General features: G+C 53.1%; 9 protein-coding genes and 1 tRNA gene. 3 read left to right on the top strand and 7 right to left on the bottom strand.

What is annotated here, in order from left to right:
* Nucleotides 1-370 precede the first annotated feature (370 nt).
* Nucleotides 371-1462, top strand: coding sequence for an ISAs1 family transposase (locus tag NGM62_RS06210; RefSeq protein WP_315975852.1), 1092 nt, complete (start codon nucleotides 371-373; stop codon nucleotides 1460-1462).
* 126 nt (nucleotides 1463-1588) lie between these two features.
* On the opposite strand, the gene NGM62_RS06205 is transcribed toward NGM62_RS06210, so the two are convergent.
* Nucleotides 1589-1670, bottom strand: a tRNA-Leu gene (locus tag NGM62_RS06205).
* Nucleotides 1671-1914: 244 nt separating this feature from the next.
* On the opposite strand from NGM62_RS06205, the gene NGM62_RS06200 reads away from it, so the two are divergent.
* Complete coding sequence (locus NGM62_RS06200; RefSeq protein WP_262246634.1) at nucleotides 1915-2337, top strand: VOC family protein; 423 nt, start codon at nucleotides 1915-1917, stop codon at nucleotides 2335-2337.
* A 12-nt stretch (nucleotides 2338-2349) separates the two neighbouring features.
* On the opposite strand, the gene NGM62_RS06195 is transcribed toward NGM62_RS06200, so the two are convergent.
* The 4 genes from NGM62_RS06195 to NGM62_RS06180 all read right to left on the bottom strand — a co-directional run bounded on the left by NGM62_RS06195 (nucleotide 2350) and on the right by NGM62_RS06180 (nucleotide 6386).
* Complete coding sequence (locus NGM62_RS06195) at nucleotides 2350-3228, bottom strand: metal ABC transporter permease (protein ID WP_262246633.1); 879 nt, start codon at nucleotides 3226-3228, stop codon at nucleotides 2350-2352.
* Nucleotides 3229-3363: 135 nt separating this feature from the next.
* Nucleotides 3364-4659, bottom strand: a complete 1296-nt coding sequence (locus NGM62_RS06190) for a metal ABC transporter permease (RefSeq protein ID WP_262246632.1) — start codon at nucleotides 4657-4659, stop codon at nucleotides 3364-3366.
* A 9-nt stretch (nucleotides 4660-4668) separates the two neighbouring features.
* Nucleotides 4669-5457, bottom strand: coding sequence for a metal ABC transporter ATP-binding protein (locus tag NGM62_RS06185; RefSeq protein WP_262246631.1), 789 nt, complete (start codon nucleotides 5455-5457; stop codon nucleotides 4669-4671).
* 8 nt (nucleotides 5458-5465) lie between these two features.
* Entirely contained in the window at nucleotides 5466-6386 is a 921-nt protein-coding gene (locus NGM62_RS06180) for a metal ABC transporter solute-binding protein, Zn/Mn family (RefSeq protein ID WP_262246630.1), read from the bottom strand.
* 132 nt (nucleotides 6387-6518) lie between these two features.
* On the opposite strand from NGM62_RS06180, the gene NGM62_RS06175 reads away from it, so the two are divergent.
* Nucleotides 6519-7700 (top strand): acetyl-CoA C-acyltransferase, encoded by a 1182-nt coding sequence (locus NGM62_RS06175; RefSeq protein WP_262246629.1) that lies wholly within the window; start codon nucleotides 6519-6521, stop codon nucleotides 7698-7700.
* On the opposite strand, the gene NGM62_RS06170 is transcribed toward NGM62_RS06175, so the two are convergent.
* Complete coding sequence (locus tag NGM62_RS06170; protein WP_262246628.1) at nucleotides 7697-8665, bottom strand: PorP/SprF family type IX secretion system membrane protein; 969 nt, start codon at nucleotides 8663-8665, stop codon at nucleotides 7697-7699. The genes NGM62_RS06175 and NGM62_RS06170 overlap by 4 nt on opposite strands.
* Before the next feature lie 16 nt (nucleotides 8666-8681).
* Complete coding sequence (locus NGM62_RS06165) at nucleotides 8682-16055, bottom strand: T9SS type B sorting domain-containing protein (RefSeq protein ID WP_262246627.1); 7374 nt, start codon at nucleotides 16053-16055, stop codon at nucleotides 8682-8684.
* Between the last annotated feature and the right edge of the window lie 155 nt (nucleotides 16056-16210).

The following is a 16210-nucleotide window of genomic DNA, read 5'->3' as shown; positions in this document are numbered from 1 at the left end:
TGGCGAAAAGTTTAAGCACAAAAGCAGCGACAACTTTGTTAGCGTTTAATCCTACTCAGTAGGACACGGTAAATATACGGATTATATTTTGGTCGGATTTCAAACGCAGGGCAACCGCATTTAAAACTTTTTGATTTTCTGTGATTTGGGTTAGGTGCCGGGCACAGGTAGCCCTCGCGGGCCGGTCTCATGCCTTTACATTTTATGGTTTCCTTTACGCAAGCCTTACGGGGCTTGGTTGTTTGTTGTCACGAATATAGTTATAATATAGTGTGTATCAAAAAATTGCCGTCAATTAGTTTGTTTTTTAGGCACGAGTGCATCAAAAAAACAGCAGTCCGGCGGAGAACACCCGGTAACCTCAAGATTTATCGCCATCTTTGGGCAGATGGCCGATCCCAGACGTACAAACAAAGGCAACCTCCGGCACCCGCTGTGTGACATCCTCTTTTTGATGGTGAGCGCTGCGATCTGCGGGATGGACAACTGGCAGGCGGTGGTACTGTTCGGCCAGCACCGCCTGGATTGGCTGCGCAGGTTCTTTCCCTACCGTTACGGCATCCCTTCCCCAGACACCCTGGAGCGGTTTTTCGGGGCGCTTGAACCGGCCGTGTTCTCGCGGTTCTTCATGGAATGGGCCTCGGGCTGCTTCAAGCCGCTGGAAGGCGAAGTGGTCAGCATAGACGGCAAGCGTATCCGCGGCTCGGGCGGGAAAAACGGGCAGGAAGATGCCATCCACATGGTGTCGGCCTTCGCCACGGCTAACCGGCTGAGCCTTGGCCAGCTGGATGTTTTTGACAAGAGCAACGAGATCACGGCCATCCCTGTACTGCTGGAGCTGATCAATACCAAGGGATGCATGGTATCCATCGATGCCATGGGCTGCCAGCGGGACATCGCAGCGAAGATACGCTCGAAGAAATCGGATTACCTGCTGGCCGTCAAGGACAACCAGGGTGAACTGCTGGAGCAGGTGGAGAAAATGTTTTCCATACGCACGCCCTGCGGCAGGGACCGTTCGGTGGACGGCGGCCACGGCAGGGTGGAGACCAGGGAATGCGATGTCATCGGGGAGCTGGGGTTCCTGGACCTTGATGAGCCCTGGCCCGACCTTAAAACCATCGTCCGTATCCGCTCGCAGCGCTATTTCAAGAAAACCGGCGAGACCCAGCACCAGACCCGCTATTACATCAGCAGCGCAGCGCACTCCGCTGAAACCTTCAATGCACAGATCAGGAGCCATTGGGGGATAGAAAATAACCTCCACTGGGAACTGGACGTGAATTTCGGTGAGGACGCCGCCAAAAGGAAAAACAGGAATGCCGTCAGGAACTTCAACGCCATCCTCAAAATATGCCTCAGGATGGTCGAAAGACACTCCGAAAAGCTATCCAAGAAAGGAAAGATGATCAGTGCATCTCTCAACGACACATTCAGGGAGCAAATACTCGGATATTTTTAAATGCGGTTGCCCTGTTTCAAACGAAAAGTGTCACACTTTTTGACGCACTATTTTAAAGTGATTGAAAACGAAAAAGCCAACACGTTTATAATAAACATGTTGGCTTCTAAATACAACTCTTGGTTGTACCCAGGGCCGGGATCGAACCGGCATGGGTCGCCCCACTGGTGTTTGAGACCAGCGCGTCTACCAATTCCGCCACCTGGGCATATGTTAAGGTACTATTCCCTATTCGGGGATGCAAATGTATTTATTAATCCGTATTCCGCAAAATGTTTTTCGAAAAACCATCATTCGGGGCGATGCTGTGTTAACTTGTCACAATTCCCCCTGTAGATTGACATGTCTGCCCTCTGAGTTTACAAACAAGCGGGTTACCTTTGTGTTGTTAGTTATACCTACACAGTAGGATGATATTCTGGAAACAATTTCACACTTAATAATTAAATACAATGGTATTCAATCCTTATTTAAACTTTGGGGGTAATGCGGAAGAAGCGTTCCGCTTTTACCAAACGGTTTTTGGTGGTGAGCTGTTCATCCAACGGATGAGCGACACGCCGGGGTCGGAAAACTTGCCCGAGAAGGAGCGTGACTACGCCGTGCATGTATCCATCCCGGTAGGCAATGGGCAATACCTGATGGCATCCGATTGCTTGGACTCGGCCGGACATGTATTGAACGTGGGCAATAACAATTACATCTCCATCACGCCGGATAGCCGGGACGAAGCGGATAGGCTGTTCAACGGTCTTTCTGCCGGTGGCAAGGTGGAGATGCCCATGGAAGAGATGTTTTGGGGAGATTACTTCGGATCCTTCGAAGACAAGTTCGGTGTGCGCTGGATGATCAATTTTCCACTCCAAGCGAAATAACTGTACATCCGCCTACCCCGCCGCCGGGTCGGCAATGGGTGGTTGGATTCTTGATGACCGTATCCGTTGCATGGAAAACACACCGAGAAAACACAGCCCGGTAACTACGGCCATGCACCCCGCAATGGATGCGTTGAGCCAGTATGCCATCCAGTAGCCAGCAAATGCGATGAACACCCCGAGGGCAGCCGTGATAGCCAGCATACGTTTTAAATTATGTGTCAAGAGATAGGCCGTGGCCGGTGGGCCGATGAGGAATGCAATAACCAGGATGGCGCCTACGGATTCAAACGAACTGACCGTAGTAATGGATACCGCAGCCGTTAATAGGTAATGCCACAGCGCTGTGGAGATACCCAATACCGAGGCAAACGCCGGATCGAACGACGTCAGCTTGAGCTCCTTGTAGCCTACACAGATGAACGCGACCACCAATATCAGCACAACCGATAGGATATAGACCGGGCGGGGGCCCATAATGGTGCCATTGGCGGTTACCCACAGATCAATCGGCACGTAGGCTATTTCTCCGTATAAAACACAGTCCTGATCGATATCCACCTGGCCGGCAAAGGCACTGATCAGGATGATGCCGACCGCGAAGAGGAAAGTAAACACCACCCCGATTGCCGCATCGGTTTGCAGGCCGGCACGGCGGTGGAAATATTCGGTCAGGAACGTGGTGAGCAATCCGGTGGCACCGGCACCTAATATCATGGGTAAGGTGTCTCGGCTACCGCTGAGCAAGAAAGCGATTACAATCCCTGGCAATACCGCATGGCTGATCGCATCGCCTACCATGCTCATCTTCCGGAGGATTAAAAAACAGCCCAACAACCCGCAGGTAATAGCCACCAATGATCCGGTCAGTATAATCCAAAAGGCTATCATTAGCTAGACATTAGACATTAGACAATAGACAATAGACAATAGACATTAGACAATAGACAATAGACAATAGACATTAGACAATAGACAATAGACAATAGACATTAGACAATAGACAACGTGTCATCCGTGTTTAATTTAAATTTTCGGTATTTCCGTGTTGTGCGGGTCCTTATCGGGATATCCGAGCTGGTGCTCCAGTTCACGCTCCAATTCGGGCGTAATGATATGCTCGATGGTTTCCGCGTCATCATGCACATGGTCCGCCGCGATATTCATATACTTCGTTAAATACAGTTCCCACAGCCGGTGGAGCCGTACGATGCGCGTCGCCTTCTGCCAACCGATATCCGTGAGCCTCCACTGCTGCCCGTCTGACACGACAAGCTTCTTGGTAGCCAGCCGCTTTAATGCGGCCCGGGATGACGATGACGACGCGTTCAGCTCATCTTTGGCAAACAGCTCGTCCGCGTTCCGTAAACCGAGGAAGTGGCTGTTCCGCTCGCCCAAGTGGTAGAAGCGCTTCAGCGTGTTCTCCTCAGCGATAATCCGCTGGTTTTTATGCTGTGTGTACATCTTGGGTACGATGCCTTTGGTGGGGGCAAAGAAAAATGAAAAGAAAGCGATGGCCGAGGAAACTACTACCATCCACGGCCCCGTGGGCATCGCCGGGGCAGCGTAAGAGATGTATGCTCCTGCCAATCCGGCAAAGGCACCGAAGCCGACAGCAAGCCATACCATGCGGCGGATGTTATTCGTCCAATATCGGGCCGCCGCGGCCGGCGTGATCAGCATGGCTGCCATCAGCACCACACCTACCGCGGTGATACCCGTTACCACAGCTAGCACGGTCAGGCTCGTGAGCAACAGGTCGAGCTTACGCACGGGATAGCCTAGCGCTTGGGCATAGGGACGGTCGAAAGCAACTAAGGTAAATGACTTGAAAAAAAGACCGACGACAACGAGTAGGACAACGGCAAGGATACTGAAAATCAACAAATCGGTTCCCACGAGGGTGGCAGCTTTGCCAAACAGGAAATGGTCTAGTCCACTTTGGGCGGCATTCCCCGATTGCTGGATGTAGGTCATCATTACCATACCCACCCCGAAGAATACAGATAATACTAGTCCGATAGCAGCGTCTTTCTTGACTTTCGAGTGTGCCGTGATGTAGTCAATGGCCAACAGGGCCAGCCAGCCTGTGACGAAAGCACCGCTAAGCATGAACCCAATATTCTTACTGCCGGAAAATAGGAATGCCGCACAGATACCGGGTAGCACCGCATGCGAAACGGCATCACCGATAAGTGCTTTTTTCTGCAAGAGTATGAAAGCGCCTACCATGGCAGCGCTCGACGAAAGCAATACATTGCCCAGTACGACGTAGCGGACATTCGGATCTGAAAGTGTTAGAAAATCGAGGAGAGTTTCCATAACTTTTCTTTAACGCTCTCGGCTTGGGAAAGCCCTTTTCTCCATCACATCACCCACCTGTGATAAGAGGTTAAGACGACCACCGTAAGCCTGCTGGATGGTTTCCTCCGTGAAGACCTCATTTGTAGGGCCGGCGGCGACGAGGTGCATATTGAGCAGTACGATCCAATCGAAGTAGGCACGCGCCGACTGCAGGTCGTGGTGCACAACGACAATGGTCTTGCCGGCAGATGCCATTTCGCGGAGCAGTGCGATAATCGTCTGCTCCGTTGCAGCATCTACACCGGCAAACGGCTCATCCATGAAATAGAGGTCCGCTTCCTGCGCCAGTGCCCGTGCCAGGAAAACACGCTGCTGCTGCCCGCCCGAAAGCTGCGAGATCTGCCGCTTGGTATAGGCAGACATCCCCACCTTATCCAAGCAGTCCATTGCGATATCCCGGTCGCGCGGCCCCGTATTGCGCAGTAACCCCACTTTACCGTAGCGTCCCATCAATACCACATCCAGTACGGAAACGGGGAAATCCCAATCGACAGACTCACGTTGCGGCACGTAGCTAACTTGCGACCTTACCTCGTCCAACGAGCGGTCAAACAGCTTGATGTATCCGCTGGAGGGTGTAATCAGCCCCATAATGGTTTTGAGGAGCGTGGATTTACCAGCACCGTTTGGCCCCACGATACCCGCAATGCAGCCGGACGGCAGGGTGAAATCCACCCCCCATAGCACCGGCTTGCGCCCATAAGTTACCATCAGGTCATGCACTTCCAATATCGGTTCTTGTGTATGGACGATCATACCGTATATTATTTATTGTTTAACGCTTCCACAATCGTGTTCACATTGTATTTTACCATGCCGATGTACGTACCCTCAGCCGTGCCGGCGGCACCCATGGCATCGGAGAATAGGTTGCCCCCGATCCGTACCGTGCCGCCCCGTTGGCGAACACCGGTTAGCACCGCTTTCAACGACCTGTCGGATACCGAGCTTTCTACAAACACAGCTGGAATTCCGTGCTTCACGATGTAGTCCACCAGATTCGATACGTCGCGAAGTCCGAATTCGGAGACGGTGGAAATGCCCTGCAACCCACGTACTTCCACTCCGTATGCGCGGCCGAAATAGCTGAAGGCGTCATGTGCGGTAATCAGTACCCTTTTCCCTTCGGGGATGGTGTTGATCCTGTGCTGCACCCAGGTATGCAATGAGTCGAGCTGCTTCATATAGCGCTGCGCATTGGCCCGGTAATACGCTGCATTCGCCGTGTCGATCTCGGTCAGCTGTTGTGCCGCATTGGCTGTCGCTGCTTTCCAAAGCGACACGTCAAACCAGATATGCGGGTCGTAAGTCGTTTTATTCACCCGGATTAGCCCATCGAGGCTGTCGCCTACGGCAACTACGGGTTTCACCCGTTTTTGTTTCTCTAAGATGGAGGATAGCTTGCCTTCGAGATGCACACCGTTGTAAAAAAGATAATCGGCATCCAATATTTTTCGCAGGTCACCCTGGCTGGCTTTATAAAGGTGGGGGTCTACCCCAGGCTGCATCATGGCATCCACCACGGCCGAGTCGCCCACGATATGCCGTACCATATCGGCCACCATCCCAGTGGTAGCAAGGATGTAAGGCTTGCCGTTCGGGGTGCGTTCATCCGTGTCTGGCTGGCATGATAAGCCATAAACCAGACAGCAAACCACAAAAGCCAAGCGGTACACCTTTCTCATAACTATGTACAAAAATAATAAATTTAGATTAACCTAACATTTTATGTAAGTTATTTTTAACTATCGGGAGACGTGCTGTATCTTGCTTATTGCCTGAATTTTGTAGCTTTGCCTTATAATCAGTTATCCATTATGCAAGACGTTTATATTGTTTCTGCTGTGCGTACCCCGATCGGTAGTTTTGGGGGTGGCCTATCCGCCTTATCTGCCCCACAGCTCGGCGGCATCGCCATCAAGGAGGCGGTGAGCCGTGCCGGTATTTCTGGCGACTATGTAGAGGAGGTTTTCTTCGGCAATGTTTTGTCGGCCAACCTCGGGCAGGCCCCGGCCACGCAGGCCGCCAAGTTTGCCGGGCTTCCGGATCTCCCCGCCACTACGGTCAACAAGGTATGCGCATCTGGTGCGAAAGCGATTATGCTGGCTGCACAAAGTATTGCAGTGGGCGCAAAAGACATTGTAGTGGCCGGTGGCATGGAGAGCATGAGCAATGTGCCGTATTACCTCGATAAGGCCAGGACGGGCTACCGGCTGGGCCACGGGCAAGTAGTGGATGGTCTTGTGAAAGACGGATTGTGGGATGTGTATAACGACTACCACATGGGGTCGGCAGCTGAGCTTTGTGCCGCGACATGCGGTATCAGCCGTGAGGCGCAGGATGCGTACGCAATCGAATCTTATAAACGGTCGCAGGCAGCGCAGCGGGCCGGTAAGTTCGAATCGGAGATTGTTCCCGTGGAAGTGGCCGGCCGTAAAGGGGAGATGGCCGTCGTTGCGGAAGATGAGGAGGTCCTTGCGGTAAAGTTTGATAAGATCCCCATGTTACGGCCGGTATTCAAGGCCGATGGTACGGTAACAGCGGCTAACGCGTCTACGCTCAACGATGGGGCGGCAGCGCTGGTGTTGGTAAGCAAAGCCAAGTTGGAGAAGCTGGGCCTCCGGCCGCTCGCCCGTATACGCGGGTATGCCGATGCCCAGCAGGCACCCGAGTGGTTTACCACGGCTCCGGCCAAAGCGATTCCCCGAGCATTGCTTCACGCTGGCATCGGGGCTGATGACGTGGATTTTTATGAGATAAATGAGGCCTTCTCGGTGGTCGCTATCGCCAACAACCAAGAATTGGGATTGCCTGCCGATATAGTGAACGTGAATGGTGGTGCCGTGTCAATGGGCCACCCGCTGGGTGCCTCGGGTGCCCGTATCGTCGTTACCCTGCTCTCCGTATTGGCTCAGCACGATGGCCGTATCGGGGTGGCCGGCATCTGCAACGGCGGGGGCGGAGCGAGTGCACTGGTGGTGGAGCGTGTAGGGGCTTAAGGGGTAGGGAAGAAGTGGTATGTCAGCGAGAAATCATGCATCGCGTTTGAAATGCCGTCCGGCCGATACGCATTGATGTTGTAGCCGTAGCTCATCCGTAAGCTCCCCGATTTAAGAATGCTGACGTCTAGCATCGGCCTAATGATGTTCTGCGTGTAACGTTCGTTATCTTTATTGATGCTTGACATCGCGTGGGAGTGATACCGGAAAGCGACACCGAATGCAAAATTCCGGCTGATATCTAAAAAGCTTCCGCCTTCTATAGTCGTAGGTCCCCCGAATGTTTTCAGGATCAATAGAGATGGCCTTAGGGTGAGCCCTTGGTCATATTCAAAACGAGCACCGGTATTGAAATAGAGGTTGAGCCGTCTGAACTCTAGAGGAATATAGTTTTGGTAATCAGACCGGTTCACGTATATGGATGTTAAATTATCGAAAGATAAACCGGCGTAGAACTTCTTTAGATAATCGAGATAAATCCCAGCACGTAGGTCTACCTTTGAACTGTATATGTTGCCACTGCTGATGGCAGGGTCGCCGGGTGTCACGACGGTAAGCTGGGTTAGGTTGATGTCGAACTGTTGGAATCCCGCAGCGATACCCGATGAAATGGTTAGCCCTTCTGAAGCTTGCAGGTGATATGCGGCATTCAGATATAATGTTGTATAACTGTCGTTCCCAAATCGGCTGCGGATAAGGTTGAGGCCTAGGCCGAGCCGCTTGCTGGGGAGCATGGCATCGGCGGCAAGCGAAACCGTGGAAGAATTTTTGACATTGTCTGTGCCATCTTTCATCATGAAGTGCATGTTTGCCGAGAAATTACCCATCGACCCGGCATAAGCGGGGTTGATGTATGTTTTGTGGAATAAATATTGGCTGCCCTGCAGTTCAGCTTGGCCGGAGGCCGTCTTGCTGCACAAGGAGGTGGCAGCGATGCTTGCTAGCAGGAGAATTGAATGTTTCATGGCTTTTCGTTGGTGGTTAATACGTGATGGTTATGAAACCTTTATAGATTTTCTCTTCGCCGGTGGCCGTTTTTACTTTCAGGATGTAACCGTACGATCCCATCGGTTGATTATCGCCGCCCCAATCATTCCGGTAGTTGACTTTCTTATAAATGGTGTTATAGTTTTTATTGTAGATAACCAGTTCATTCTCCGGAAAATACTCCGGCAAGCCAACGATTTCAAAGAAGTCGTTGATGCCATCACCATTCGGGGTGAACAAGCCGGGAATAAACAGCCGTTCCGCATCTGCACGGGTATCTGATACGTTTACCAGAACGGGTTGGCCAATATCATTGCTGGCATCACGATCGTTATTGGCAGTGACCTGGCCATGGCCTACCGCGTGTGTGCCCACTTGCAAGGCTTGCAGTTGCAGCACGATTTCCCGTTCCTCGCCGGGCTGCAACGCAGAAATGGTTTGTTTAACGGTGCGGCTGCCGCTGTCGAACTGCGCGCCGCCCGAAATCGAAACGACATCGAATGCCGCCGCTACCGTATCGCTTAGCGCTACGTTAACGGCTACTTCAGCGCTCGGGTTCGACACCCGGATCACGTAACTGAACGTGCCATTGAGCATGACTTCCGTTTGTTCGACCGAACGCGAAAGCGAAAGGTCGGCCGCACCTTCCAATACGATGGCCATGGGCTGCTGCACCGTTCCCGATACCGCGTCGGCTTCGAACCGTAGGTCAACGGCGTGGCTGGGTGAGTAGGGCATACCTTCATTGGTCGATGGGATGACGTAAGCTTCATAAACCTGGCCCCTCGATTTGTCATGTACCACGAGTTCGATTTTTTGGCCGGTCTCCGTGTCGTCGCCAAACACGGGAATGAAGCTGTTGACCGTCTCGTCGGGCCCCGATATAGGGGTTACGATATTGACTAGCTCGCCATTTACCCGGACCCATACTTCGTAGTTTTCGGGGTCGGTAACCGGCATACCGTCTTGCATGATCGTCGAAGTGAGCGTGCTGTGGTAGGGCCTTTCAATGGTGTTTGCCGTTACCGTGGGGTCTACGCTGCTGGTCACCACCGCAAAGGGGTTGATGTTTATTTGGGGTGTTTGTGCCAACGCACGGGCCGTCCCCGCCGCCATCATCCGCATCCCCATGAACCGTGTGGGTGCGGGTGCAGGGTCGGGCACGCCGACTTCGAACGTGAGGCCATGCTGACTGTAATACCGGTATCCGTGGTTCGGCTGGAGGTAGCGCAGGCTCCCAAACCATTGGCCCGCGGCGGCATCGTATTCGGCAAAGCCGTCTTGCCCTACGATCTTATCCTTGTCGCCCGGCATGGCACTGCCGAAATAGGTGTTGATATCGGTGTTATAGTACCGCGGATAGCCAAGCCAGTTCCAGCCCTGGTTGAGGGTAAGCATCACGGCGGTCTCGGGTAGCTGTCCGAACACCTTTAACGTGTCGGCGTGCGACAGGTACATCATGTAGCTTTGGTACACGTACAGCGTGTCCAATGTGCCCACCCAACCGTCAATAGCCGTGAACTGGCTATACGAGCTGTTCCCAAACAAGGTCTTGATGATTGCCTGGTCGTCTGCATCGATGTGTTTGAGCACGTTGTCGGTCGACATGTCGCTGCCCTCCACATACAACGATAGCCAGTTCCACCCCGCGCGGAGTGGAATCGATTGGTAGATGCCCGCGGCGTGGGCGATATAAGGCATGTTTACATTGCCCACATGGCCATTGGTGGCAAAGTCGAGGCGCTCGGCGCTCTCGTATTCCAATCCGGGTATGGCATCCCACAGCCGGAAGGAAAGACGTTCGCCCGCGGGGTTGTTCGAGTAGGCGGTGAGGTAAGCCACATACCTGTCGTACGTAGGCTCATAGGTGATGTTGGCCACCCCGCGTGGCTCATCACCTACGAACACGGCTATTTTGTCTAAGATATCGCGCGATAGCAACAGGTCGGTTTCATCGCGGCTGAACTGGGCCACGATGTTCATCTGGTGGCTGAAATCGGCGGGGTTGACCTGCCAGTCTGGCGATGCCTTGATCACGTTCACCGTAACGATAAGGTATTGGCTTTTATCGTTGATGAGTGCTGCCACGGTATCCTGGTAGGTGCCCGGGTTAAGCCGGTTGTCAATGGCGAAATCGATGTTTATACCCCCGAAAGGTACCACATTGCCCGAGGTGATGGTGGGCGTGAGCCACTGCGGGTATTCCGTGATGGTAAAGGAATGATTGGCGGCCGTCTTGTTGCTCAGCATCGCCCCGAACGCGGTATCGGCGTTGGCTTCGGCAACGATGTCTATGCTGGCAGGGTTCCAATACACGGGGCTGCGGTTCACGATGAATGACCATTGGATGGTATCTCGCTGCTCATTGGCATTGTCGGCTATGGCGCCGGTGAGGAAGGCGTTGATCTGTTTGGTTTCCAGTAGATCGAAGGCGCCGTCGCCCGTAACCGGCGTAATACTGATTTCGTTGCGTTGGGCGTTCATCGCATAGGTTACCGGAATGGCTGTGCCGGTGCCATCTTCTTCCAGCCAAACGGAGAGGGTGGGCTGGCTCGCTGCCAGCGTGGTGTTGAAGGCTACACGGATGCCCGACCCGATCCCGTATATGCCGTTGGCGGGTTCGGGTAGCCCATATATATTCACGCTGGTGCGGTCTATCGTACCCGCGTAAACGTCCGAATAATAATATCCGTCGGTGCAGACGGATGTCGCCCGGAGTTCGTAATCGCCGTCGGGCAGCCCCGATACGTCCATGAGGTAGTCGTAGAACGCATCCGTGAGCTGGCTGGGTGTGACGCTGACAACGTCTACCCAGTCCTCCATCACCGTTCCTGCCTGCTGCCCCGTTTTCCGCCGGTATTGCAGCCTGATTTCACGGAGGTTGGGGTTGTTGGGGTCGTATTCGTTGAAGGTCACCTGCAACCGATTGTGGTTGAGGGAGCTGACGAGCCAGTTGTGGCCCGGTTTGAAAAGGTCGACCGTTCCGCAGGACGGGGTGAAATGGGCGGATATGTATACGGATGCTTTGGAGAGAGAATCATCTACGTTTCGCGTTTCAATATCGGAGCACGCAGGTGCGATAACCAATTCGAGGTTATTGTATTGGTAGGCAATGGGCCCGCGGTACACTTCCAGGGTAATGCGGGCAGAATCTTGGGGTTGGACAAAGAAAGATGCGGGTGTATTGTTGATGACCGTGCCGCCGAGGTAAACACGGGCGCCATTGGGGTTGCTCCTGGGGTTCACGAAAACGATATATTCGCGGGCCTCCTCCGTTACACTTTCGTTGCCGATGCTTACCGTAAACGTGGCAGGTTCGTCGGCGGGGACATTCACCAGTTTGGAGTTGCCGGATACTGCGATGACGGGTAGGTCGCGTTGCAACGTGCCGATTTCGTAAGGGCATGACGACGCCCCACCGTATACACCGAAGATGGGGGTCTTATAGGTCGGATCGACGTATGTATTCAGGCTGAAGCTGTCGCCGATGTCGTCATCGCTGAGGAAAATCTCGATCTCGTTATTTATTTCGCCTTCGCGGCTCAAAATGGTCCCGTCTACAATGGTATGTACGGTCGCGGATGCGCCGACCTCATTTCGCGTCAGGTCATTCTCGCCCACCTGGATGCCCCCGGTTGCGGTAAGGTCCCAGTCGATATAGACCTCATATTCAAAATTATCGATGTAGGTCATGCTGTTTTGCAGCGTGAAGCTGTAGTCGACGCCGTTGGAAAACGTAATGTTTTTCTGCATGGCGTACATATCGCCCGAATGGTTTTTAAGCCTGTCGACGATTTCGCTGCTGGCTTCTGCGGAATCGAGCTTGTTTTGCATGACTTCCTGGACCATTTCCTCGTAGAAAGGGGCCAATTCACCGTCATGTCCATTGGCCAGGGCCTGTATGCTATCCACGTTATGCAGTACCTTGTTGTACACCCGGATCTGTTCCCGGTACCGGTTAATCTCGTTGCGTAGCCGGTTGGTCTCCGAGGTATCCTGTTGCGCTTGCGGCTTGTTCTGGTCGATGCTGATCTGGGTGTTGTTATGGCCGATGAGGTTTTCCAGGCGCGGAATTTCGGTATTCTTCACTTGGTTGTAGGTATACATCACGATGCTTTCCATCCCCCGGTCGGCCAGGTCTGCCGCTTGGAAATGGCTCAATTTCCCCGGTCCGCCGTTTACCTGGGGTTCGTATACCAGGTGGTTATAGATGCCGTAAGAGAATACGTTGGTATTGAAAAAGAGGATGTCGCCACCCTTGCCGGCATTGAACTCGCCGTCTGGACTGGTGGCGATTTCTTCCTCCACGGTGAATACGTGCTGGAAACCGCGATCGCCTTCGTTATTCCGACCGGCAACCAAGCTGGTTTCTACCCGGCCGAATAGGTTTACACCGAAGATGTTGGAATTGAAGCCCAGCGAAGCGTTGATTCCTGCACCACCGCTGGTGCCGTATTTTTTGGTTTCACGCCAGGTAAATTGCGAGCCTTTCTTGATGCGTGCGTACGACTGGTCTCCGGGTGGGCGATGCAGGATCAGGTAGGGGATGTTCGGGCTGGATACCACGCCTTTTCCTTCTTCTTCGCGCGATCCCACCACCGTGGCAAACAGCGTCTTGCTGTGCGTCAGCTGGGATGTGCCCATCCCCACCTTAGCAAATAGCTGGAATGACTTTTCGTGGAACGGTGCCACGCTGAAGTTGGGTGCCCCCGGCACCAGCTGATACGTGAACGGTTGGTACCGGCCGCTAGCTGGGTCGTGTGGCAGGTAGCGGTACCGTTGCGCGTTATTGAAGTCGCCGATGCCGTCGTAAATCTCAATGATGGCCGAATCTACCGGATGTTGGTAAGCTTCGCCATACAGGTCATAGGCTTCTACCACCCGGAATCGTAACAGTTCCTGCACGCCCTGTTCCAGCAGATACAGCTTATCGCTGTATTTGCTCCGTGCCGCACCCCACTGGTTGATGACCTGGGGTTCCAGCTTGCCGGGCTGAAGGAGGTTGTTCCGGTCCCAATCGGCTTCGTCGTCCCAAACGATATCGAGCTCCTGGTGGTAAACGAAACGCAGGTTGGGGTTGGTGGCCTCCCGGTAGGCCATGTGCATGGTATCCAGTCCAAACTCGCCGGCGCGGATGGTGTCCTGTATTTCGTAGGGACCGCTGGCTGGGTCATCCGGATCATGGTCTTGATTGACGATGGTTCGGATTTCATCTTGTGGCGGATCGAGTATGACCGAGTCGCGGAATGCTTCGACAGTATCGCGCTCAGCAAGCGAAATCCGCTGTTTGAGCTTCCGGAAAAATTCCTGCTTGTTGGTGTTCACAAGAGCATTGGCATTTGAATAGGGAAGGTCGGGGTCGTTGCGCTCAATGATATGGGTGGCATATATTTCGTAAGCCAGAGCAGGCAATACCACCACGGCACTGCCGTTGGTGTTTCCGGGATTGTCGGTTTTGATGTGCACGGGCTGTCCGTTCCAGACATAGGTGTTGGCATCTGTCCAGTCCGCGGTCGATAGCCCTCCATGGATGTCATTCCCAGGGTCGTTGTCAAATGGCCCCGTGTCGGTAAGCGAGGTGGTATTGCCGTTGGCATACACCGGCAACGGCGGAAATACACGTGTTGGTAGGGGCGCGCCATAGCCATCGATGGGCCTGATGTCCATCAGGATTTCTTCGCCCACCGGGAACTTGCCGTCTGTGGCGTACACGTGCAGTTCCAGCGTATCGGTTTGGAGATTGATGAAGTTGATGCCGCCGACATCGCTTTCGACCAATACGTCATAACCATAAGCCAACTCGTTTCGCTGGCCCGTTACCGGATACACCCCAGTGGTCAACGTGTCTTGGTCTGCATGCACGGCAAGGGGCCTGATTTTGTGCTGCCGATAGGCCGCCGCAATGTGGTAGGTGCCCGATGAGGCGAAATTGAGCGCATAGGTGCCATCCGGTTTCGTGGTGGCGGTACGTACGCCATCTACATAAATATCGACCGAATCCATGCCCAGTTTAAGATGCGAGTTGCTGACCGAATTGGACAGGTAAAAATAGACCTGTCCGGCTACGGTAAACGAGGCGGTATCTTCAAAACTGACGTTTTTGATGTTGTATTCGTCGATGTCCAGGTTGCGCACCAGGGTATCCGGGTTGAACCGCGGTAAATCATACCCCGGTAGTTTGGGAACCACCTGATAGCTGGCGGCGTCGCCGTAAAAGATTTCCGGGATCTCATAGTACCCATCGTGCTCGGTGGTGGCGGTGTACATGTACTGCTTCGATTCGACGTTGTCGTCGATCTCGGCAGTCGATGATGCGGTGATATCGATGCCCGCGATTCCTATGCCAGTGCTGTTGCGGACGTAACCGCTTATTTTACCATTCGGTTTACTGCGGCCCACAGCTTTGATTGTTTCGCTTTGCGTGCCGCGGAACCGCAATTGGTAGGTGTATGCCATGCCTGCTATCACCTCGTAATCGGTATAGGAGGTGGCGTGTTTGGAGTAGTCACGCTCAATGTCCACCCCGTTTCTAACGATGATGACGGCCTCCACGCCATGTACATTATCTAGCTCGGGCCACGTAAGCTTGATCCGGTTGCTTTCGGTAGTCGTAGCTTCCAGTCGGAGATTAAGTGCCGGGGCTTGTACTTCGCTAGACTGTGTGCGGTTCCACCGGGCCGGAGCGTCTTCACCCACAATCGTCTGCACAGTATAGAGTACGTCCATGGTTCCCTTTGCTATGGTGGTATCTACATAGCTGAGCAAGTCGCCCCTTACCCGTGCAATTTCAACTCCATTCCGTTTAATGAGGTACTGTATACTGTGTTCTACGATTCCAGACCCCTTTTTCCAGGAGATTTCCGCGGAGGTGTCACTGATCATGTGGGCATCGACATCGGTCGGTGGTTTTATGGCGGGCGTTGTTATGGTTAGGTATTCATATCCCCATTTCAATGAGCATCCTCCGTTGGGCGATCCCCATTCGTAGCGGATCTCGAACCCGATGTTTTTGCTGGGGCCAATTTGCATCGGTGCGATTCCGCTCGATGGTCGGCTTTCAAAGTAATCTTTGCCGTGAATGTGTATGTAATTGGGGGAATAATAAGCGCTTATCTCGATGAGGTGCACTTTGTCGCCGCACCCTCCCGAGTAATAGGGAAGATTGTCGCCCCAGCTGATGTTGGCGATGGATTCGTCTTTGGCATCCAGCGCAATTTTAAACAGGCCTTTTACCGCGTCATCGTCTTTTTGGGCAGATACGATGTTCCAAAACGAAGGCAGCAAAAGTAAACCCAATACAAGAACCGTCCACTTTGCCAATGCGCACGGCGTTGAAAGGCGGCTTATCGAGAAGGAATAGTGTGTCATTTTCGGGTTTTTAATTGTATGGCAACCGATGTGTATACCCAAGTGAATAAAAGGACCAGATACAATTGATTAATTAATCGTACGTAAAGGTGAAGGATCCGTGCAGTAGATCATATCCCCCTTTTGGGGGAGAGGGTGAAAAAATGAAGGCGTAT

The sequence above is a fragment of the Parapedobacter soli genome, from assembly GCF_025460835.1.
In the GTDB taxonomy this organism is placed as follows: domain Bacteria; phylum Bacteroidota; class Bacteroidia; order Sphingobacteriales; family Sphingobacteriaceae; genus Parapedobacter; species Parapedobacter soli.
The sequence above is the reverse complement of the archived record's forward strand: the minus strand, read 5'-3'. Positions and strand labels throughout refer to the sequence as shown.